The sequence below is a fragment of the Streptococcus thoraltensis DSM 12221 genome (genome assembly GCF_000380145.1).
GTDB lineage: Bacteria > Bacillota > Bacilli > Lactobacillales > Streptococcaceae > Streptococcus > Streptococcus thoraltensis.
On record NZ_KB904609.1, the window covers coordinates 150518 to 172901 of the forward strand.

Sequence of the window (22384 nt, forward strand, 5' to 3'; positions counted from 1 at the left end):
AGCACGACAACTACCATTCAAGACATCTGAGCACCCATTCAGGATATGGGTGAAAAAATGGATTAGTTTTAAAATATACTAGTCTCATCAGTAAGGGAGAACCTTAAAAGTTATGATTATTTCACATAAGAGGAGGACAGGTGTCCATGTTTCAACCTATTTTCAAATCTATCGTCAATCGGCGAGATGTCAAGATTTTCCTATCATTCAGCCTTTTACCATTTATTATAACCATTATCACCCCCTACATCAGGATAGAAAATACAGATATTACCCTTAGTTTTCTAGGCTTTTTACGGGGAGTCTTGGAAACCCAGTACAGCATCTTACTGCCGGTCTTGGTCTTTGCAATTGTCATCTCGTCTGTATTTCGCGATGAGATTGACGCAGGAATTCTCTTTCTTTACAAAGACATCAGTAGGAAACGGATTTTCAATCTGAAGATTGCGGGTCTCTTTGCAGTCTACGCTCTTTACGCTGCACTCAGTAGTTTTGCGACCTTGATTGTCTACTACGCTTTCCTCGTTCCTAAAATGGGCTACGGAATGGCTCTTGTCTCTGGGAATCCTGCTACCTTGCAGGCCAATATCCTTGGAATTATTGGGATGATATTGATTAACCTTATCACCATTGCAGTGGTAGCCATGGTAGCCATCAAGTCTAAAACCATCAGCGCTGTTCTGGCAGGAATTTTCTTTAATCTCTTCATCATGACAGCTCCACTTTGGATTGGGCTCAGATATCTTGGGCCGACGTCGTATATCAAAATTCTAGCTGGTATGGGCTTTGCCCCACCATTTCTGGCCATGACAGGTTTATCTATTGTCTATTTTGCCTATTTTTACATTAAGGGAATCAAGAATTTCCAAAAAATTGAATTTTAGTAGACTTTGAATCGTATAAAAATGAACTGATTATATCAATAAAGGAGATTATCATGCTTAAAATCGAACAATTATCTAAAAAATTTGCAGGAAATGACTTTTATTCTTTGGACAATGTGTCTATGGAAATCCAAAAGGGAGAAATCGTTGGGTTAATTGGAAAAAATGGTGCAGGAAAATCCACTCTCATGAAAATGATGGCAAAATCCCTCAAACCAACGGGCGGGAAAATCACCTATCATGGTGAGGATATCAATAGTCGTGACAACGTCTTGACAGATTTTGGTATTATGATTGATCCTGTGTTTTATCCTGAAATGTCGGTCATTGATAACTTAAAATTCTATCTCAAGCTACATGGTAAGACAGACTTGTACCCAAATATTAAAAAGACTTTGAAATTGGTTGAGCTTTGGGAAGCGAGAAATCGCAAGCCCAAAGGCTTCTCATTTGGGATGAAACAGCGGACTGCTCTTGCGATTGCCCTAGTAGCAGAACCGGATTTCTTGATTTTGGATGAGCCTTTTGTTGGCCTTGACCCTATTGGAGTACAGAAGTTGATTGACATTTTGAAAACATGGTCGAGCGAGCGTCAGATTTCGATGTTGATTTCTAGCCACCAGTTAGGAGAGCTTGAGGCCTTGTGTAATCGCTATGTCTATATCGAAGATGGAAAATTGGCTGACGCCTTTGACGGAAAAGAACATCCGAGTGTCTTAGTTAACCTAAACCCAGCAGGTGATTACCGTGTGCTTGCGGACTATCTATCTGAGGAAATTACCTTGGATGGTCAAGTTCTTGAGATTTCGACTGCAACAGATAAGGAATCTCTCAATGCTATCTTTGGTCTGCTAGCGCGTCACAACTTGATGGGCTCACTTGCTATTAAGGAAAATCACCTTAAAGAAATTTTTATGAAAGGATAATTCTATGAAAAACCTATTTTCAGCTATTTTTGACTCGATATGGAAACGCAAAGAAACGAAGATTTACCTCACCTTTGCATGCTTCTCTCTTATCTATTTGGTGGCTTCTTTTTTTGGAGATTCTAATTTTTATCAGATAAAAATGGAGGAGGGGTTTAAATTATCCTTTATCGGATTTTGGATGTTGCTTTTTGATTCAATAGATACTCTAATTTTACCAACCTTGGCTCTCTTTTTCTTAACCGTATCAGTCTTCAAGCGAGAAGTGGATGACCATACCCTCTTTCTCTACAAGGACATCAATCGCAAGCAAATTTTCTGGGCTAAGTACTTGAGCTTGATTGCGATTATCTTGATTTTTCTTGGTATCAGCTTTGTGGTATCACTCGGTGTCTTTTATACTCGTGTTATTCACATGGATTTTGCGACAGCAGCATTTTTTGATAGTGATAAAACAGAAACATTAGCAAGTATAACGGCACTTGTCATCGTTACTTTAAAGGCTATTGTTTTGATGACGATTGCGAGTGTACTCTGTCTTCACTGGAAAACGGGTGCAACTATAGTAGCAGCCATTGTACTGAGTCCCATCATGTCGATTACGGGGGCAGTTGGTGGTCCAGTTAGTCTGCTCTTTCCGACAGGGTATCAGAAAATGGCGTGGTCAGGAACCAAAGAAGCAGGTATTGCTATGGTAGTTGCCAGCCTTGTCACTCTTTTCTATGTTCTCCTCTTTACCTCTATGGGTAGTAAAAAATTTGCTCAGTTGGAGTTTTAGATAAAATACCTCTCCTAAGCTTGAGAATTTTTCTAGGCGAGGTTTTTTTTATGATGACATAAAGTAGGAATATTACAAAATCCAACTACGCTTAAATCGGTTATTGTGACAAACCGGTCTAAGCTGTCAAGAAAGGAAATATCAGGCAAATCTTCCAATCAATGCTTTTGAACATTATCACTAGTATTGACATTAAACATGTAACTTTCTTTCCAATTTCGAATAATGAACATTGTTATTAATCGAAATATTTTTCGCATAGATGACCTAAAGAGCATTTCAACTAGAAACCCTCCTAAATAGTCAAACCTAAAAACTATGCATACTTCAACGGAATAAAACGAACGGCTATAAACCCTAAAAATCCGAGGCATTATTACCTCAGTTTAAAATGTAGACAATCCTATAAATGACAGAGAACTTGAGACTATAGGACCTTATTGTCAATCAAGCAAACTCTTAGAAACGTTGATTGGTACTCAATGAAAGCAAAATCAGACTAGGCAACACAGATAGCAGATAGAACTGTCTTCAACAAATCAAGTCAACAAGGTTTGAGTTTAATTTTCGAAGAGTATTAGTAAGCTTTCTGAGAGTTTTTTTCTCCAAGAAAACGCAAAAGGTTGAAGAAAAAGTCCATTTTGGACAATTTTCTTCAACCTGATTTGAGACACTTTGTCTCAGATTCTTTTTAAACCTTACATCATGCCACCCATTGGATCCATGCCTGCTGGCATCGCTGGTGTTTCTGGTTCTGGTTGGTTTGCTACAACAGCTTCTGTTGTCAAGATAAGGCTGGCAACTGAAGCTGCATTTTGAAGAGCTGATCGTGTCACCTTAACAGGATCAATGATTCCTGTTTCAATCATGTCTACCCATTCACCAGTTGCTGCATTGAAACCTGTTCCAACTGGGCTATTTTTCAACTTATCGATGATAACTGAACCTTCATAGCCTGCATTGTAAGCAATCTGACGAACTGGTTCTTCAAGCGCACGAAGAACGATATTGCGTCCTGTTGCTGCATCATCTTCAAGCTCAAGAGCTGCTACTTTTTCAATAACATTGACAAGAGCAGTTCCACCACCGGCAACAATACCTTCTTCCACTGCCGCACGCGTTGCATTAAGGGCATCTTCAATACGCAACTTCATTTCTTTCAGTTCGGTTTCGGTAGCCGCACCAACCTTGATAACGGCTACACCGCCTGCTAATTTAGCAAGGCGTTCTTGTAACTTCTCACGGTCAAAGTCTGAAGTTGTTGTCTCCAATTGAGACTTAATCAAGTTAACACGATTAGCGATTAAAGAAGCATCACCTGCACCCTCAACAATGACAGTGCTATCTTTGTCGACCGTGATTTTCGCTGCTTGTCCAAGAGCTTGCATCGTTGCGTCTTTAAGTTCAAGTCCAAGATCTTCTGTGATAACAGTTCCGCCAGTCAAAACAGCAATATCCTCAAGCATTGCCTTACGACGGTCACCAAAACCTGGCGCTTTGACTGCAACAACGTTGAAAGTTCCACGAATCTTATTAAGAACAAGGGTTGGAAGCGCTTCGCCATCAACATCATCAGCGATAATCAGAAGTGGACGATTTGTTTTAAGAACTTCTTCAAGAAGTGGCAAGATGTCCTGGATATTTGAGATTTTCTTATCCGTAATCAAGATAAATGGATTTTCAAGATCAGCAACCATTTTCTCATTATCAGTTACCATGTATTGTGACAAGTAACCTCGATCAAACTGCATTCCCTCAACCACTTCAAGCTCTGTTTCCATGCCACGAGACTCTTCGATAGTGATAACACCATCATTGCCCACGCGCTCCATAGCTTCAGAGATGTATTCTCCGACTTTTTCAGATCGTGATGATACCGCTGCAACTTGAGCGATGGCTTCTTTACCAGAGACAGGTTGAGCAATCTCTTTAAGATCTGCAACTGCTGCTGCAACTGCTGATTCAATGCCACGACGAATCCCAATTGGGTTAGCGCCTGCTGTCACATTTTTAAGTCCTTCACGAACGATAGCCTGTGTCAATACGGTAGCTGTTGTTGTACCATCTCCGGCAATATCGTTAGTTTTTGAAGCTACTTCAGAAACTAATTTTGTTCCCATGTTTTCAAAATGGTCTTCCAGCTCAATCTCTTTAGCAATGGTCACACCGTCATTGGTGATGAGTGGTGAACCAAAAGCTTTTTCAAGAACGACATTACGTCCTTTAGGACCAAGTGTTACCTTCACAGTATCTGCTAAAATATCAACACCGCGAACCATACTTTCACGTGCATCTGCTGAAAATTTAATATCTTTTGCCATAATTTAAGATATAAAGGGCGTCAAACGGACAATAGCAAAATAGGGAGCCTACTTAGACGCTAGCGTCTAAATAGTGTTCCTCTTTTTGCAGCCGTCCGTAGCCCGTATTCAGTTTCAACCAATACGGACTAACCCTCTCTCCTTCCTATTCTTTCTTATTCTACAATCGCAACAATATCTGACTCACGAATGATTGATAGCTTATCATCACCGTCTTTGACGTCAATACCTGCACCATTTTCAACTAAGATTTTATCGCCTGCAGCAACACTTGGTGCTACTAAGTCGCCGTTAAGTGTACGAACACCTTGTCCTACAGCAACAACAACTGCTGTTTGAGTTGCCTCGTGAGAGGCTCCCGCGAGCACAAAACCGCCAACTGATTTCTCTTTTGCTTCTTCAAAAGTCACGACCACACGATCGCCTAATGGTTTTAACATAATACGCCTCCATAAGGATTATTTTCATAATAGCGTTGAAATAAACTGCATTAGCACTCTGCTATATAGAGTGCTAGCTATTACAAAAACTATTATAGCACTTGGTCAAAAATAGTCAAAACAAAAAACACCCCAATCGTTAGATTTTATGTCTAACTGTTGAGGTGCAGATCAAAACAAGAATGTTTTCAATGTTTTATTATCCTATCTTGATTGACTAAGTTTGAATTCAAAATCTTCAATGACTTTGGAGACATTTTTCTTACCACGATAGATACCATAACCGAATAATATCATACCTAGACTACCGATAATGATTAAGACGAGACCCAACACCATTACCCATAGATTAGTATGGTGAAAAAGGGAAAACAAGACCACTCCAATACTTGACACAATAAAGAAGAGAGAAAACCACCGTCCTAAATTTTCAATCATATGTTTTTGGTAGGCTATTTCTGTCTCATAACCTTTAATCATTTTTTGATTAGTCATCAGATTTTACTCCTTCTAACTAGTAAGAAAGACCTGGATCAAAGAAGCCGACAAGTACACCGACAAAAGCTACAACTACCAAGAGAAGCATTACCTTGATAGGTGACATGTTTTTCTTTGCCATCAACCACCAGCAAAGAACGATAAAGATAGCTGTCAACAATCCTGGATACACAGCATCCAACTGATCTTGCAAGACAAGGTAAGGTTTCTTAGCGCTACCTAGACTAAATGATGTCTTCACAGATACCCAAGTCGCAGCAACCGCACCGATAACCATACCGCCGACAATTCCGATGGCTTTACGAATAGCAATCCCTTGAGGTCCTACGAGGAATTCTACCGCCTTATCACCAAGTTCATAACCTTTAAAGTAGGCAAAACGCATACCAAAGTAAGCCAACAAATTCCAAACAATGATATAGAAAATTGCACCTGCTGGAGAGCCGCCTGTTGAAAGGCCAAGCGCAATCCCTAAGAGAACTGGGATTAAAGTTCCGACAATTAGCGAGTCACCAATACCTGCCACCGGTCCCATAAGACCTGCACGCATGCCATTGATAGCTTCATCATCAACTGGTTCACCGTTAGCACGTGCCTCTTCAAGCCCCGCTGTTACACCGACAACCACTGTTCCAAGCTGTGGTTCTGTGTTGAAGAAAGCCGTATAGGTTTGCATGGCATTCTTTTGAGATTCCTTGTCATCATACAGTTCTTCAATAATTGGAAGCATTGATGTCAAGTAACCAAAAGTTTGCATGTGCTCTTGAGAGAAGCAAGTCAAGTGTCCATAATACCAATGATGGAAAGACTTAGTCAAAGTCTTCTTAGAAATTTTTTTCATATCAGCCATCTTAAATATCCTCCTCTTCTTCGTCATCTTCTAACTCTGCTACAGCTGCAACTAGACGAGAATTTGCCTTCAATTTTGCCATGTCAATTTCATAGAACAAGAGAGCAAAGATGAGAGAAATAACCGCACTTGCTACCAAGTTTAAGCCCAATGAAGCGGCCAAAGTAAAGCCAACAAAGAATGGAATGAAGTCTGTAACTTTTTCAACTAATTGTTTCAGTAAGATAGCAATCCCTACACAAGGAAGAAGTGCCCCAACCGTGAAAAGAGTTTTCATTGCAATACCATCCATAGGGAGCGCTGATTGGAGAGCTGTTACAGCTGATGCTCCCAACTTACACATGATAAGTGTTGGTAAGAATGAAAAAAGAAAATGTGAAATCCAAGGAAGTCCCCAGTCAACCATGTAAAGTTTTTTGAAGTTCCCTTCTTCAACAGCCTTCCAACCAATATGTTGCCAAGCCAAGTTCATAGTTGCTGTTCCATAGAAAAGAACTGTACCAATCGTTCCTACGAGTGTTCCCATTGATTTAGCAAGGTCCGCGGCCTCACCTGAGCTAGCAGAAATACCTTGTGCGGTAATGGCTACCATAGCAAGTGGGATACCGATATAAGACACGGCACGCACGTCAGCAGATACCGTACCACCTGGCGTTACCAAGGCGATATAAACCAACTGCATCGCTACGCCACAAACAATCCCCAATTTCAAGTCTCCTAAAATGAGACCGCAGACAAGTCCTCCAACTAGGGGACGACCAAGAGTGTAGTTACCAATACTTGAACCACCCATCCCTGGCATAGATGCTAGACTAGCAAATAGCCCAAGTAAGGCAGCTTGAAACCATGATATTGTCATTGTTTATCTCCTTCTTACAATGATTAATAACCGAATTTACTTCTAAAATCTGACCAATATCCGATAGAAACATCCGGTAGCAGTTGGAATTTTACACGATAGCCAGCCTTTTCAATTTCTTCTATTGCCGCTGCTTCTTCAGGAGTAATAGATTGATTATTACCAAGCTTGATAGCACCTGGACGATCATTAGCTGGACCGATGATAATTTCTTTAACATCTCCTGGGACAAACCCTTGATCTACCAGAAGTTTTTTCATATCTAATGGATTTTTGGTAATCACAAAATAACGTGTATCTGAATCCAAAACTTTTTGCGATTTTTGACCAAAAGCATCAACTGTCCACACAAATGTTTTCTTATCAGAAGCTCCTTTATACGCTTGTGTAAGGACTTTATTAGCTGCTGCTGCATCATTAACGGCAATGAGACCATCACATGGGTATTCTTTCGCCCAGCGGGTTACGGTTTGACCGTGAATCATACGGTCATCAATGCGTACAAATGAAACTGACATAATCTTTTCCTCTTTTCTTTTTATCCTCAAAAATAGACCAAACAAGTCTGAGAAATTTTTTTCATCATATTACAAAACAGTCAACTGACTATCAAATATCATCATCTTCGTCGTCATCAGTGAAAGTTGTGGCAACTTTGAATTCCTGTAAAGCTGTCTGTGCTTCTGGCAAAACAGCTGCGACAAAATCATCGCCTTCAAGAGCGTCTTTCATGACGACTGACGTGACTGCCATAGGAAGGTTCATTCCCCCTAGAACGGTCGCTGTTTGGAGTAATCCTTTTTCTTCTAAAACACCTAATGCTGTCGTCAGTGGACTACCACCAACAATATCTGCAAGAACAACTACTTGATCATCTGCGGTAAGCTGATGAACCGCTTGATGAAAGTCTTTCGCGAAATCATCAACCGAAGAACCATTTTTTAAACCAACTGCGATAACTTGGTCCATTTTATCTTCAGCAAACATAGCTAAGGAGGATTTCAAACCTTCTGCAAATCCACCGTGACTGACAAGAATTAAGTATTTCATAGCTTTCTTCTCCTTTTTCTTCCTTTATTCTAAATCTTTTGAAAGCGGTTTTGAATTGTCAGATGTCATGATTCTTTGTGGAAGATTGTCATCATAAAAAATGACATTTGTCATATCAGTCGCATATGTACTCAAAACAGGTACTATAATTTCTATCTAATGTGACCTATTCATCTACGCCTGTAGGTGCAATACCGCTAGGCAAGCTGGTGTGCCATTAAACATCATTTTAGAAATTCTCACTCAGACTTAGTCTGAAACATCTAAAAGCTACGTAATATCATCAATACAATTCCAAAAACAATCGGAAAAAGACATCAGAAACTCTTCCTAAAAACGACCAAGGCAAATATCAGGGCAGTTGTTATGATTTTTGAACAAAAACCATCAAAACAGTACAGTTACACTGCTTTTACTGGATTGTGAGATAATGACGCTTTAAAGCCTTAATCGGCTTAACAAATAGTAGAAAAAGGCATCCAAGATAAATCTTGAATGCCTTGAAATACTGATGTAACAGCTTATATTAACATTTTGAGGATTTCTATATTGAAAGCTATGAATACTCAAGTCTTACAAATCCCTTTACATCCACATTTTGGAGAATGTGACTTCTATGAAAATGGGATAAAATCCACTTGTTTAGATAAAAACACCATAAAACAGACTAGTCAACTATCTCATAATTTGAGATGCTTTCATTTCGATTTAATCTGAGAAAATGCCATCTTTAATTCATGAATATTGCTAAATCTTTTATTCAAATTTGGATTTGTTCCTTTGTTGATAAATTCCTCTAAATTACTATATTCGAATTTCGTAAAGTCTTTATATCTCCCTGTTAAAACAAAATACAATAATTTTGACAAAGCAAAGCCTTCAAAATAAAAATTATAATTACTGTATCCTACTCGTTGAAGCCCTGAATAGTCATTAAACGCCCCCCTTATTTCTGTATCTAAAGATGTTAATACACTATCGCTCAACTTTACATTCCCTAAATCAGCAATTTTAATAATCTTTGTATCCTCATATTCTTTTATCAAAATATTTTTAGGTGAAACATCTCTATGAAGTATATCTTTTTCAGCTAGATACTCAAATCCTCTTATAATCTGATAACATAGAGACTTTCTCTCATCAAAAGTCAATTTTTGATTATGAGTTGTGATGTATTTTAAAAGAGTAGTATTAGCATACTCCATAACATACTCATTTTTCACTTTATCAATAGAGTAGACTTCAAGTATATAGGGAGAATGTAACCGCTTCATCGTATCAAACTCTAAGTAGAACCTATCTAAATCTTTGGGTGAGATTGTTTTACTCGCCCGTTTTAATGCAAAAGTTTTGTTGTAGTTCTCATCAAAGTAACTAAAGACAGTTGCATAAGAACCATCACCAACTGGCTTCAATTGAAATTTCTGTGATGAATTATTAGGTAACTGAACCACATCAGATACCTCAAAAATCGGGAGCTCATAGTATATCTCAACCTCCATCATATCATATGGCACTGAGCTTCCACCAGATGACGATAGAAAATCATTACATCTTTCCATTATCTTATCATAGTATTCAACAATTTTAATATTATACCCACAATCCTTAAGATTGTTGACAAATCTATTTGATAACGAGATGACTTTTATCAAATCTCTACTAGGGTCAGCCCAGAAATGCTTTCCTCCATTTATACTATCATTTAATATTCTTAATGTTTCTACTAGCTGATAGTGCAAGCTAGAACTTAATTGACACAATCTGTCATCAAACTTCCCTTTGTAGAGATGCTCATAATCTATAACAAACCCTTTACCAAAGTAATCCAGATAATCTCTTTCAATACTTACTACACCATTCAATAATTTTGCATTGTTAGTCACAGAAATCAATTTAACCTATCTCCTATCGTCATGTCTTTATTTTACATAAATCAATTCAGGCTATGTTATTCAAATCCTAAATAACTAACAAAACCTAGTAAATAAAAAGCCATTGCTATAGATAAATCTTCAGAATCGTAGTTTTGTTGAGAAGCAATCATTCTAATTTCATCAAATACTGTATCATTTGGAATAGTAGAAGAATCTAGCTCGGATACTGCTTTACTAATGACCTCTGGCAAAACCATACACATCTTATAGAAAGCATCTTCCTCTCCTGTCACAAGAGCATAAAATTTATCTAAACTGACACGTCTAATGTATTTATGTCCCATTTTTTGACCATCAACTTTTGGCTCCCATTTAATATTTTGAGAATTTTTTGCGATTGCTTCAACCAAAAAACAGGCACAATCATCATCTTGCAACAATTGATTTTGCATTTTGATAAAAGTTTTACCAGAAGAAGCAGAATTCATTGTGTTATGTTTATTTTTCATTTCCACATAGACACGACTAACTCGAGAACCGTCTGGCATTGTTATTCCATTTGGATTTTCAAAAATGACATCCCAACCACCTTCTTCTCCATTATTCGGAACTCGACAGTTCTCAATATATTTAAAGATAGTCTGATGAAAGTAGCCAATATCATTATTATTTGATTTATCACGTTGTCTAAAAATTTCATTACTTATAATTTGTTCCCATGAACTTCTATAGACAGATTTATCAAAAATCAATTTTATCGGATCAACAATATTTTTATTAAATCGTTTCAAATCAAAAGATTGTAGTTTCTCACCATACTTATCAATCGTCAATTGCACATGGTTATAAAAATCGTCCTCACTAATAAATGATAAATTCCACATTTATAACACCTCCAAACTCTCTTTTATCTTTAATCCCACTTCATAAGCTAGGTTCACTGGAACAGCATTTCCCACTTGTTTGTATTGATTTCCTATGCTTCCTTTAAAATCCCAATCATCCGGAAAACTTTGAATGCGGGCATTTTCACGAACTGTAAAGGGGCGTGCCTCCAAAGGATGACACCGCTCTGTCTGCTTTTGAGACGGAGATGTCAAGACAGTCAGTGATGGCTCGTCAAGACTCATTCGCCGTAAAATACCTGTACGCCCCCCTCCCATGTCCCAAGTTGATTTCATATATTCTTTTGCAATGTCCTCTGGAATATCTCTCCAATAGCCACCTGGAGGTACTAATTCAAATATCTTTCTCTTTTGCTCTGAATATTGCATTCCTTGACTTGGCGGACAATCCATCAAAATATCTCGTAATACAGGTTTATAAGCATGAGTTTCTGGATATTCAAAAGAAGTCTTATCTATTAAATCATTACGAATTCCAACCATAATCATTCGTTCTCTCTTTTGGGCAACACCATAGTCCCAAGCATTTAGAACTCTTGATTGTACAGTGTACCCTTCAGATTCAAAGACATTTAAAATAGTCGCATAGGTCTTACCCTTATCATGACTTGTCAATCCCTTTACATTTTCGAATAGAAACATCTTAGGTTGTAACTTTTCCAAGAAAACGGCATAGTGATAAAACAGAGTTCCTCGTGTATCTTCCAAACCTAGTCGTTTTCCTGCATAAGAAAAAGACTGACATGGAGCACCTCCGCTCAGCAAATCTAATTCGCCTTTTTGGATTGAAAAATACTCTTCCAAGTCTAATTTTGATATATTTGCAATATCATCATGTATAACGTTCCAATTTGGACGATTATATTTTAATGTTTCAGCAGCAGCATTATCAAACTCTACTAGTCCAATGGTATCAAATCCCGATTTTTCTATGCCAAGCGCCAAACCTCCAGCACCCGCAAATAATTCAATTGATTTCAATTTTTACTCCTTAATTTATTTTTAACCTCTCTACTTTTATTCTAACAATAATAGTTGCTCTCACAAAAATTTCGTTCCTACCTTGTTATTATATCATTATTTTAGTGAGGTTATATTTTCAAAGTCATATAGATATTTATCGATACTGTATCTCCCTCTTTGATTTTCTGCACACTCTAAATCATAAAAATCTTCTAACCTCTTGACTTTGAGACGAATGTTCACCGTGGAAAATTTCTTGGAATTACTACTCATCACTTTGAACAAGCAAAAAGAGAGAACCGTATGATTCTCTCTAGCGCTCAGCTATCGGTCACTACTACAGTTGACAATGAGCCGGAAAATAAGGCTGGGAGTAAGTCATCCTCTTCAACTTTTTCTAGTCCAATCAAGCTGACGTAGTACTTGCTTGTCATGGCGTTCATTTTTTAAGCTCCAAAGACAACCTCATCAGCTGTACTAGGGTAGGAGTGTAAAATAGCCTAGCGGATCCTTTTAGCCTGAGCCTAGAAACCAGAGAGCGAGACCTCTTTTTGTTTGTCAGTGTTCTTTGCCACTCCTCCTTACCTATCTTAAACTTTGCAATAGTTTCTTCTCAATAAGAGCTAAATCAGTGTCTACGGTTTCTTCTGACAAGGATTTGGTTAAGAGATAGTCAGCTTCTTCATAAACAGCATTAAAGCGTTTAAATTTGGGTTGATTAAAACCATCCGTCATCATGTGATCTACTGTCGAAACTCTTAAAGAATCACTGCCAAAATTATCCTCTTGTAAAATATCACTCGTCTCTTCTGAAGCCATAACACCCTTTAGAACCGATATTCCTTGAGACTGCTTGACGAGTTCTTGTTGGGAGTGCTCATCATAGGTCAACATTTTCAAGAGTTCCCAAGCTAATGTCGTATGCTTGGTTTGAGAAGATAGGGCAAAAAGGGAGCTATCAACTTGCGTGGCTTTAAAGTCTTTATCAGCACTCGGCATGGGGACACAGGTCCATTCAAATGTTGAATATTTGGCGATATGATAGGGGTAGGGCTTATAGGTGCGATATTCTGCCATCGTCATCGGTCGAAAAACAACCTTTCCTTGGTCAAAATCTTGTGATGTAACCTCTTGTGTTCCAGATAAAGCATCCAATTTCATCATTAAATCCATCGCACTTTTTGTCTTATTAGTATTCAAATGAATCTGACTACCATCTTCAGAAAACATCTGATTACTATAGGCAGCCATAGCATTTTTCCAATTGTAACCCACGATACCAAACTGGTTCAACTGCCCATCGCCATCGGTGTCTTTGGTTGCTGATTGTGCTATCTTGTAAAAGTCTGAGATAGACCAGTCGGCATCAGGAACCTCAAAACCACTTTTCTTCAAGAGGTCCTTATTAATACACATCATAATAGGATTACTCTCAAAAGGGAGGGCGAATTGCTTATCATGATACTGTCCTGCTTGATAAGAAACATGGTAGAAATCAGTTGTGTTAATGTCCTGTTTCACTAAAGCGTCTAGACTCTTCAAAGAACCTATAGACGTTAAGAGGTTAAAATCATTTTCTGGAACCATAAAAACATCTGGCTGCTGACCAACTACTATTTTTCCAGCCAACCAATCCGAATAATCTGATTTTCGAATACCACTCTCATAAACAACATCAACACCTGGATGAGCCTTTTCAAACCGTTTGATAATGTCATCTAGCACACGATTATTTTGCCCTTGAGGGACATCCCAACTTGAACCTTCATGGATTCCTAAATGGAGCGTAACCTTTCTTGGACGCTCCATCCATGACAGCAGTAAAAACAAGCAAGGTAGCATGATTACAAAAATCACTGCCAGATTTATCCGTCTTCTCCTAGTCATCTAAATGCTCCAACTGTCTAGTAGTTACACCTGTTTGAACCGCCCAGATAGCCAATTGGGTACGATCACGTAGCGCTAACTTAGATAAGACATTTGATAAATAATTTCTCACTGTCCCTTCTGAAAGAAACAACTTTTGCGCAATTTCTTTATTCGATAAACCAAAGCCAATTTGTTGGATAATCCGCCATTCTGCTTTTGACAAATTCGAAAGCTCTGTTTCATCGACTTGTATCGTATTTTCATGCTGGGGCATTTGAGAGAAGGCTTTAAACACCTTAGTAGCAATATCAGGATTAATCATAGCGCCACCATTATGAACCGTTTGAATGGCTTGATATAGGTCATCCATGGAAACACCCTTTAAAAGATAACCTGAAGCGCCGTATTTAAGCGCAGAAAAAATAAATTCATCATCGTCAAAAGTCGTTAAAATGATAATTTTTACATTAGGAAACTGTCTTTTAACTTCTTTGGTACAGATGACCCCGTCCATCTTTGGCATACGAATATCCATTAGAATAACATCAGGAAGCTCTTCGTTAATCTTCTCCAAGACTTCAAAGCCATCTGCCACCGAAGCCACAACATTAATATCTTCATGAGCAGATAGAACAATCTTTAAAGATTCTCTAATGAGCTCTTGATCGTCTGCAATCATTACCTTAATCATAGTAACTCCTTATCCTTTGGGAATATGAATGATTGTCTTGAAACCATCATTTCCATTAAAAGCAATCCGACCTCCAATAATAGCCAGACGTTCCCGCATCTGCATCAAGCCATAACCAAATGTAATCTCATCAGCTCCAACACCGTTATCTTGAATGCACATCACAAAATCCTCTTCTTCGTAGAGATGGATGGTCACCTTGCTGGCATGACCATGCCGAACAGAATTGGTTATGGATTCCTGCACCACTCGGAAAATAATATCCTCTACAGCAACGCTCAAATCAATAGTCTCCCATTCATAGGAAAATTCAATATCAATCTGAGAGACCTCTTGATACTCTTTGATAACCTTCCCTAAGGCATCCTTGAGCGTACGACCTTCTAAAGCATCTGGACGTAATTTGTTCAAGGACCGCCTTACATCAACTATCCCCTCCCTAACAACCTCCGACACACTGCCTAGTTGTTCCTTAGCCTTACTAGGATTAATATCAATCAAAACTCTAACAGCATCAATCCCTGCAGAAATACCCGTCAGCGCATGACCGAGCGTGTCATGGATTTCACGAGAAATACGTTTTCGCTCCCTATCTTCTGTGATTTTTTCTGTCAAAGCCACATAGCTATTTAACTCGGCATTAACCTGAGAAACCATACGAACTTCCTCTTCCAGATTATGCTTTTCACTGATGGCAAACATAATGTAGGAAATTAAGGAAATAATAAAGACGATAAGATTTAAAGATGTTAGTAAATTTTTGATGAAAATCAACGAAATCCTTAAATAAACAGGTAAAAAACTAATGTACGTATCAATAGCTGGTAAAGGCATAATGGTCGATAAAACATTGACATCAGTCACCAAGAGAAGACCAAAGCTTAATAGGATAAAGACAAGCCAATACCGCTTCTCTAACAGGGTATACATGTCTCTGGAATGGTAAAAAACATCCGCAAAAACCAATAATAGAAAACCATTATAGGAAAACTGCAAACTGACCAGTAAAAACAAGGTTACCAGCAATTCGCAAGCTACCCATTTATCCCAAAAGTCAGTTGTCTTCTGAGTTCTTAAATAATCTCTGTAAAAAATCAACCCCATCAAAATAAAAAACAAGGATACAGCTGAAATAAAGATAAAATCCGGCCGGTAAGGGATACTCACCAGTTGCTCTAACAAAGCATGGCTATCACCGTGATTCGTGATGAGTTGCGTGGAAAAAAGGTAAACCGAAGCGTAGAAAATAACGGCAATGAAGTTGATAAAGACAAGTAAGTACTTACTGATTTGAACTAGTTTTAATCGTCTCACTACTGCCACCCTTTTAAATCATAATCATCTATTGATTTTTTGGTAATCAATGTCACAGGAATAACAACCTTGGAAGCAACTGTTTTTCCTTTTGAAATCATCAAGGCTAGTTGAGCAGCCTTATGCCCCATAGCCAAAGGAGACTGGGCTACCGTTGCAGTAACGTCATCTGTCGTTGCCAATAAATTTTTCATGTCAGGGGAACCATCGACACCGTAGATAAGAATTGGCTTTTCGATGTCGTTTTTATCCAAGGCGGCAACAGCTCCGATTGCAGCAAGATCATTTAATGCCATCACCACATCAAAGGATTTTCTAGATTGTAACACACGTTCAACGACTGGCATGGCAACTTCCGTCTGTCCCAGACTTTCTTCTTTTGAAACAATCCTAAAGCGTTTATCAGACGCAATGTTATCCGTAAAGCCCTTAATTCGTTGATTTCCCGACACTGCATCTCGATGTTCTAACATTAAAATATCTGCTTTATCTTTTCGAGTTTTTAAATCTTCTGCCAGTAAAGCGCCTGCCTGATAATTGTCTGACACGATTGTTGAAGTGACAGCTACCTTATCAGATAGCTGGCTATCAACAACGATAACCTTGATACCAGATTTTTCAGCTTTTTGAACCATCCGCTTAGTGGCTACATCGTCACTTTTGACAGGATTCAGGATAATAACATCCATTTCTTGGTCAATAAAATACTGAATCTGCTCAACTTGTTTCTTACTACTTAGGGCAGGGTCTCTTGTGAAAACAGTACCACCTTGTTCAGTAATTTCTTTTTCAATTTCCGCATTAATCACTTCATAAAAAGGATTATTCATGGTCATATAGGTCGTTCCGACCTTTAAACGACTATTATCCGTAGCACTAATCTTTTGATTAAGGTACATCACAACCACTAAGACTAATAATATCAGAGCAACCAAAAGCCCTAAAATCTTCCGAATCGAACGCATATAGCTCCTTTATCAACGAGTACATCCTAAGCAATACTTAACAAAACTTTCATAAAAAGTATAGCTTTTTAAAAAAAGATTGTCTATAACTCTCTAATCTCTTATGACAATCGCAACTAAAAAGAGAGAAGCAACTCCCTCCTCATCATGATAATAAGCAACTCCAGAAATATCCGGTCATATTCAAACCTTATCAAGCAATTGAAGGCTAATTCAAATGCTCTTCTAGTACATCTGCGATACCGTCATTATTATTATCGGCAGTAACCTTTCCGATAGCTTGTCGAACCGCCTCTGGCCCATTTGCCATAACATAGCCATTACCTACCGCATCTAACATGTCAAGATCATTGAAATTATCTCCAAAAGCATATGCCTCTTGAATATTAGCGCCATAGTGGTCAGCCAAGCGAGCAACCGCTCGTCCTTTCTGAATTCCCGCTGCCATAATTTCTAAATAATAAGGGTAAGATTTTGAAATAGAAAGTTCTGGATAGCCTTGTTTCAAAACCGCCTCGACTGCTAAAATCTCTTCCGGTTCTCCCATCAATAATAATTTATGAATCTCCCTAAGTGAGTTCAAATCATCAAGTACCGCCTCTTGAGAAGAAATACCCACAACATCTTCTTCCCTAGAAATCCATTTATTGAAACGATCTTGTGATAACCATTTTTCACCACTATAAACATTCCAAGCAATATCTGGATGCTCTTTTTCTAAATACCGACAAATAGCGATTCCCATATCGGTTGCCATCGGTGAAGAAGCAATCTCTTGACCATTTTCATCTTGAATATAGGCACCATTGTAAGAAATTATTGGTGTTTTTGGTAAGAAATCTCGAATAATCGGTTTAATGGCTTCAGGCATTCGGGCTGAAACAGGAACAAAAAGATTACCATTTTCGACAGCAGACACAATCGCATCTCGAGTGCGCTGCGTTACCTGTAATTGATCATTAATCAACGTTCCATCAATATCACTAAAAATAATCTTGACCATATGGTAAAAACCTCCTGAAGCTCTAAATTTTTATTTCATTATATCATATATCATTAAAACTAATACTCTACCTTAGCGTTGCCAAAAAGCAAAAAGATAAGCCCTCACTTGAGGTGAAGTCCCCCTACAGTAGTTCTTATCTTTTGCTAACACCTGACTGAGTTAACGATTCTTATCTTTCTTTTTACGAATATCAAATCCTACAAGACAAAGCAAAGCTAAACCAAGAGCTGTCAATAGGTTACTGTCCTTAGATGCTGTTTCAGGAAGCTCTGCTGAGCGAGCAACTTTTGGTATACTTGTTGCCGAAGCAAGCAGGTTTTCCTCAACACCTGTACTGAGAGTTCCAGATTCCTCTTTTTCTCCCCATACATTAGATGATAACCCTGTATCAGCTACATTTGCAATTGATTCTTGCACTCCTTCAGCATCAACCCTTACTTTTGGAATATCCACTTCTGGTTTAACTGTTGTTTCATCCTCTGGAACAGTTGCTTTAGGGAAATTAAGCCATAGATTTTGCACCTCCATTGCACCATCCCAAATTCCCAGTCCAACATAAGCATCTGTATAGTACGAATCTACAAGATCAAACTGATGTTTCAGATAAGATACCCCATCGACAATAACTTCAACACTATTTTCACCTTTCACCACTTCTATATGGTGATAATTATTATCATTAAGAGCTGTTGGAATCGGATTCTCTGCTATCGTATCGCCATAAAAGCGGAAAAGTCGAATGTTATTGTCGCCTCCAAGCTGAATCGAATAAGCCTGAGCTGGATCAACTTTCTCAGAAGCAAAGAAGAGGTTAACTAGTCCACGTTCAAACTTAATATCCGCTGACAAAGTATAGGTAGGACTAGGCACTTTCTCCCCTGACATATAAATATCATTGGAACTTCTATTGTCAACAGATAATGTTTCATCATCAACCAACCAAGCTCCAGATAAAGCTTTCAGGTCTTTAAGATTTGTATTAAAGTTGTTTGCAAAACTATCAACAACCATTTTCTTAACTAAATCAGGATTCTTTTTAGAGCTAACGGTAATTGTAACTTTTCCTTTAGCAAGACTTGTCAACTGAGCCCTGTTACCATTTACATCTAAAGACGCAATAGCTGCATTGTCTAGCTTCCATACCAATTCTTCACCTTCACTAAACGGAATTAGATAAGCCGATAAATTAAGTTGATCGCCTACATTTATGCGATTATAGTCTGGAGTTGTAGAACTTATGGCTACTGGCTCTTTAGGAGTCATTTTTTCTTTCCAAATGGTGTTCATTGGATAGATAGCAATATCTGCATTGGTACGCTCACCTTCAACAAATACTTTAGCCGCTAAACTATCCGGAGCGGGGAAAATTTGATTAGCTCCAGCAACGGTATTACCTTTAGCAAAAACTTCTACACTTGCTCGGTCAACAAAGATATGAAGGTCAATACTACCATCGGCATTTTTCTTAACAGCTTGCTGATTAATTTCTGCGAAGCTACTATTCAAAATAACCCCAGATTGACTGCGATCAATTGACAATACTTCCGTTTCAAGGTCATAGACAATTCTAGTTAATTCACCATCACCAACACGAACATCAAATCCAACTTTTTTCGTTCCTTCTCTAGGTCTAAAAGTTGAGACAATTTCATAACTGTCACTTTCAAAGCCATCAAGCAAATTGTTAGTTTCACTAACTTCAACATTTTCGAAATGCAAAGCCTGATCTATATTACGAAGAGAAGTATAAGCATCAATTGGTGTTTGCGTTAGACGATAGGCATCTCCGTCTTTAACGAGACCTAGTTTCAAATTAAGATTATAAGTCCCATTAAATTCTTGAGCTAGGGTCGTTCCAACAATACGGCAATAATCCCAAGTATTCATCCAGTTTTCTTCAATCAATTCTGGAATAGTCGGATTTTCAGACGATCCAAAGCTCTGGATATAGTAAGTCATCGCAGCATAGGAGTCCTTACCAAAGTTCATCATTTCATCACGGTTTTGATACTCAGCATCAGGAACAAAAGTCCATTTCCCATCTACTGGAGTAAAGTTACCTACCTTGTAGTATCGTCCACCACGTGATAAGACCCACTTCAAACTACCGTCGTCAGCTTGCAAAGGATAGAGATCTGGACACTCCGTATGAAGATCGGCATAAGTGCTTTCCACAGTCCAGTCTTTTAAATTATCAGATGAGTAAATACGCAATGGTCCACCTGCAATAACCATAAACCATTTATCTTCCCAACGAAAAACTTTTGGATCACGGAAATCTCTGTTATTTAGGGGATCCTCAGACCAATCGACCGCTATGTCATCTACTTTATTCCAAGTTTTACCTTCATCATTACTATAAGCTACTTTAAGACGCTGTCCCTCGCCATTTACAGTGATTAATGCGACAAGACCTCCTTCTGGACTCTCAAATAAACCAGAGGTATTTTTATCATCTACAACAATACAGCCTGAGAACATCGTCCCGTTTGCATCTGGATATAGGGCAATTGGCTGCTCTTCCCAAGTCATTAAATCCTTACTCGTCAAATGTGCCCAGTGCATTGGTCCCCAATTAGTATCATCATAAAACTGGTGGAACATATGATAGGTACCTTTATAGTAAACCAAACCATTCAAATCATTACCCCAACCATCTTTGATTGAATAATGGTATTGACTACGGTGTGGTTCATTATAGTAGATGCCATCAGCTTGTCTACGATGAACATTAAGTCTGTAGGTTAAGGTAACTGGCTTCCCAGCTTCAGCAATAAACGTACTTTCAATCGTCAAATCATTTCTACCTACCTCAATTGGTATAGCATCTTGAAGGCTATAAACTTTACCCTTAGCATCAATGATTTTGATTTGACTATTATCATTCTTAAGGGAGATATTTAATTTGACAGTATCAGCACCATTGCTAACATATTGAATATGAGTAGGCTCTTCTGGGAAAAATTGGCCTTTTTTCTCAACTTTCCCATTTTCAGAAGTTACCCCTATATCTAAAATTAGAGGAATATCTGTGTCATCTAACTCAGTGTAATAGGTGTTTTGGAAAACCATTTCACCGTTCCAATTGAGCAAGCCAAAATAACCAGAAGGAATATAAGTGTTTTGTCCTCTGTCATCGTATTGTAAAATGTGATCACCTAAATTAGCAACCAAAACATCATTAACATAGTATGACAACCAGCCATTCACTGCAGTCACTTTTAGATGATATTTATTATTCGGTGCCAAAGGTACTTCTTTTTCCTCAGTTAAATGCCCCTCAGCCCAGCGCCATAATTTAGCTTTACGGCTATTCGCATCAAGGTTGACTGTATAATTGCTTAAATTTTCCATGTCATTATTAGAACGGAAAATTAGAGAGGCTGCCCCTACATTTTGCAAAAAAGTAACATCAGTCTCAAATGTAAAATTTTTCCCAAATGAGGTCGTCTGCAAGAAATTATCACCCGCTCCGATAGCATTAGTATATAAGCCGTCTGCTCTCTCTTCCCATATACCACTAACCGGTTCTAGGTTTTGGAGATTGGTTCTATATCCGGTCTCTGCGGGCACCGATTTAGAACGAGTGCTTATTTCAATTGATTCATTCGTTTCTTTTACAGTTGTACTTGAGTCAGAATCTTGAAAACGAGATTCTTCTGATGCTAACACGGATGTGTCTGGTGAAGCCGATGAGGCAGGAGACTCAAGTGTATTAACAATCGATTCATCTACTGTTACCTCTTCATCAACTTCATCTAGGAGCGATCCGTTAGTAGCATTGACTAATTTAGGTAAATCAATCCTTTCTGATTCCAATGCTAATAAAGATGTTTCTATTGGATTAGATGCTACTTGATTTGTCTCAGACGTTGGAGAACTAGATATAGCAGGGCTTGTAACTGATTCTGACCCCATCTGTTCAGTAACCGGAACGACCTTACCAGAAGCTTCCTCTGCTAAAACAGAAGGAGCTGCCAATACGAGTGTTGTTGCAGCTACCGTAGCACAGCCGTATAACCAATTTTTACCACTTTTCCTCATAAACCAATTTTTACACGTTACCTCTTCACTGATAGCCATTGTCTTTCTCCTCATGTTTATTTGCCACATCACTGGAATGTTAGGTACCTTCACATCTTTTTTGTACGCGCTTACACAAATAAGTCTACCAATACAAATCTAAAA

The 22384-nt window shown here is 38.3% G+C and carries 19 protein-coding genes; 3 read left to right on the forward strand and 16 right to left on the reverse strand.

Features of this window, described 5'->3' with window-relative positions; all coding sequences use genetic code 11:
* Positions 1–146 precede the first annotated feature (146 nt).
* The 3 genes from A3IA_RS0107545 to A3IA_RS0107555 are packed head-to-tail and all read left to right on the forward strand — an operon-like array spanning position 147 to position 2588.
* Positions 147–884, forward strand: coding sequence for a hypothetical protein (locus tag A3IA_RS0107545; protein ID WP_018380720.1), 738 nt, complete (start codon positions 147–149; stop codon positions 882–884).
* A 53-nt stretch (positions 885–937) separates the two neighbouring features.
* Positions 938–1810 (forward strand): ABC transporter ATP-binding protein, encoded by an 873-nt coding sequence (locus tag A3IA_RS0107550; RefSeq protein WP_018380721.1) that lies wholly within the window; start codon positions 938–940, stop codon positions 1808–1810.
* Between the two features lie 4 nt (positions 1811–1814).
* Complete coding sequence (locus A3IA_RS0107555) at positions 1815–2588, forward strand: hypothetical protein (protein ID WP_018380722.1); 774 nt, start codon at positions 1815–1817, stop codon at positions 2586–2588.
* Positions 2589–3286: 698 nt separating this feature from the next.
* Here A3IA_RS0107555 and groL read toward each other — a convergent pair.
* The 16 genes from groL to A3IA_RS0107640 form a co-directional block, all read right to left on the reverse strand.
* Entirely contained in the window at positions 3287–4909 is a 1623-nt protein-coding gene (groL, locus tag A3IA_RS0107560; protein WP_018380723.1) for a chaperonin GroEL, read from the reverse strand.
* 155 nt (positions 4910–5064) lie between these two features.
* Positions 5065–5349 (reverse strand): co-chaperone GroES, encoded by a 285-nt coding sequence (gene groES / locus A3IA_RS0107565; RefSeq protein WP_018380724.1) that lies wholly within the window; start codon positions 5347–5349, stop codon positions 5065–5067.
* A 204-nt stretch (positions 5350–5553) separates the two neighbouring features.
* Entirely contained in the window at positions 5554–5844 is a 291-nt protein-coding gene (locus A3IA_RS0107570) for a DUF202 domain-containing protein (RefSeq protein ID WP_018380725.1), read from the reverse strand.
* Between the two features lie 19 nt (positions 5845–5863).
* Positions 5864–6697, reverse strand: a complete 834-nt coding sequence (locus tag A3IA_RS0107575; RefSeq protein WP_018380726.1) for a PTS system mannose/fructose/sorbose family transporter subunit IID — start codon at positions 6695–6697, stop codon at positions 5864–5866.
* A 1-nt stretch (position 6698) separates the two neighbouring features.
* Positions 6699–7556, reverse strand: coding sequence for a PTS mannose/fructose/sorbose/N-acetylgalactosamine transporter subunit IIC (locus tag A3IA_RS0107580; RefSeq protein WP_018380727.1), 858 nt, complete (start codon positions 7554–7556; stop codon positions 6699–6701).
* A 23-nt stretch (positions 7557–7579) separates the two neighbouring features.
* Positions 7580–8074, reverse strand: coding sequence for a PTS sugar transporter subunit IIB (locus tag A3IA_RS0107585; protein WP_018380728.1), 495 nt, complete (start codon positions 8072–8074; stop codon positions 7580–7582).
* A 91-nt stretch (positions 8075–8165) separates the two neighbouring features.
* Complete coding sequence (locus A3IA_RS0107590) at positions 8166–8606, reverse strand: PTS sugar transporter subunit IIA (RefSeq protein ID WP_018380729.1); 441 nt, start codon at positions 8604–8606, stop codon at positions 8166–8168.
* A 698-nt stretch (positions 8607–9304) separates the two neighbouring features.
* The gene (locus A3IA_RS0107595) at positions 9305–10501 is read right to left on the reverse strand and encodes a protein kinase family protein (RefSeq protein ID WP_018380730.1); all 1197 of its coding nucleotides are present in this window, start codon (positions 10499–10501) and stop codon (positions 9305–9307) included.
* Positions 10502–10557: 56 nt separating this feature from the next.
* Complete coding sequence (locus A3IA_RS0107600) at positions 10558–11367, reverse strand: Eco47II family restriction endonuclease (RefSeq protein ID WP_018380731.1); 810 nt, start codon at positions 11365–11367, stop codon at positions 10558–10560.
* Complete coding sequence (locus A3IA_RS0107605; protein WP_018380732.1) at positions 11368–12369, reverse strand: DNA cytosine methyltransferase; 1002 nt, start codon at positions 12367–12369, stop codon at positions 11368–11370. It lies immediately after the preceding gene.
* 567 nt (positions 12370–12936) lie between these two features.
* On the reverse strand, positions 12937–14238 hold the full coding sequence (locus tag A3IA_RS0107615) for an ABC transporter substrate-binding protein (protein ID WP_026217620.1): 1302 nt from the start codon (positions 14236–14238) through the stop codon (positions 12937–12939).
* Positions 14231–14911, reverse strand: a complete 681-nt coding sequence (locus tag A3IA_RS0107620; protein ID WP_018380735.1) for a response regulator transcription factor — start codon at positions 14909–14911, stop codon at positions 14231–14233. The genes A3IA_RS0107615 and A3IA_RS0107620 overlap by 8 nt, the downstream gene beginning before the upstream one ends.
* A gap of 9 nt (positions 14912–14920) precedes the next feature.
* Positions 14921–16225 (reverse strand): sensor histidine kinase, encoded by a 1305-nt coding sequence (locus A3IA_RS0107625; protein WP_018380736.1) that lies wholly within the window; start codon positions 16223–16225, stop codon positions 14921–14923.
* Positions 16225–17190, reverse strand: coding sequence for a substrate-binding domain-containing protein (locus A3IA_RS0107630; RefSeq protein ID WP_018380737.1), 966 nt, complete (start codon positions 17188–17190; stop codon positions 16225–16227). The genes A3IA_RS0107625 and A3IA_RS0107630 overlap by 1 nt, the downstream gene beginning before the upstream one ends.
* Positions 17191–17398: 208 nt before the next feature.
* Positions 17399–18193: a Cof-type HAD-IIB family hydrolase gene (locus A3IA_RS0107635; protein WP_018380738.1), complete on the reverse strand. Its 795-nt coding sequence runs from the start codon at positions 18191–18193 to the stop codon at positions 17399–17401.
* A gap of 162 nt (positions 18194–18355) precedes the next feature.
* Positions 18356–22279 (reverse strand): GH32 C-terminal domain-containing protein, encoded by a 3924-nt coding sequence (locus A3IA_RS0107640; RefSeq protein ID WP_018380739.1) that lies wholly within the window; start codon positions 22277–22279, stop codon positions 18356–18358.
* Positions 22280–22384: the final 105 nt, after the last annotated feature.

Excerpts from the sequence above, each read along its gene's own strand:
- A3IA_RS0107585 (WP_018380728.1), bottom strand. The coding sequence starts at position 8,074 with ATGTCAGTTTCATTTGTACGCATTGATGACCGTATGATTCACGGTCAA.
- A3IA_RS0107590 (WP_018380729.1), bottom strand. The coding sequence starts at position 8,606 with ATGAAATACTTAATTCTTGTCAGTCACGGTGGATTTGCAGAAGGTTTG.
- A3IA_RS0107575 (WP_018380726.1), bottom strand. The coding sequence starts at position 6,697 with ATGGCTGATATGAAAAAAATTTCTAAGAAGACTTTGACTAAGTCTTTC.
- A3IA_RS0107545 (WP_018380720.1), top strand. The coding sequence starts at position 147 with ATGTTTCAACCTATTTTCAAATCTATCGTCAATCGGCGAGATGTCAAG.
- A3IA_RS0107615 (WP_026217620.1), bottom strand. The coding sequence starts at position 14,238 with ATGACTAGGAGAAGACGGATAAATCTGGCAGTGATTTTTGTAATCATG.
- A3IA_RS0107600 (WP_018380731.1), bottom strand. The coding sequence starts at position 11,367 with ATGTGGAATTTATCATTTATTAGTGAGGACGATTTTTATAACCATGTG.
- groL (WP_018380723.1), bottom strand. The coding sequence starts at position 4,909 with ATGGCAAAAGATATTAAATTTTCAGCAGATGCACGTGAAAGTATGGTT.
- A3IA_RS0107570 (WP_018380725.1), bottom strand. The coding sequence starts at position 5,844 with ATGACTAATCAAAAAATGATTAAAGGTTATGAGACAGAAATAGCCTAC.
- groES (WP_018380724.1), bottom strand. The coding sequence starts at position 5,349 with ATGTTAAAACCATTAGGCGATCGTGTGGTCGTGACTTTTGAAGAAGCA.
- A3IA_RS0107555 (WP_018380722.1), top strand. The coding sequence starts at position 1,815 with ATGAAAAACCTATTTTCAGCTATTTTTGACTCGATATGGAAACGCAAA.
- A3IA_RS0107630 (WP_018380737.1), bottom strand. The coding sequence starts at position 17,190 with ATGCGTTCGATTCGGAAGATTTTAGGGCTTTTGGTTGCTCTGATATTA.
- A3IA_RS0107620 (WP_018380735.1), bottom strand. The coding sequence starts at position 14,911 with ATGATTAAGGTAATGATTGCAGACGATCAAGAGCTCATTAGAGAATCT.
- A3IA_RS0107640 (WP_018380739.1), bottom strand. The coding sequence starts at position 22,279 with ATGGCTATCAGTGAAGAGGTAACGTGTAAAAATTGGTTTATGAGGAAA.
- A3IA_RS0107635 (WP_018380738.1), bottom strand. The coding sequence starts at position 18,193 with ATGGTCAAGATTATTTTTAGTGATATTGATGGAACGTTGATTAATGAT.
- A3IA_RS0107550 (WP_018380721.1), top strand. The coding sequence starts at position 938 with ATGCTTAAAATCGAACAATTATCTAAAAAATTTGCAGGAAATGACTTT.
- A3IA_RS0107580 (WP_018380727.1), bottom strand. The coding sequence starts at position 7,556 with ATGACAATATCATGGTTTCAAGCTGCCTTACTTGGGCTATTTGCTAGT.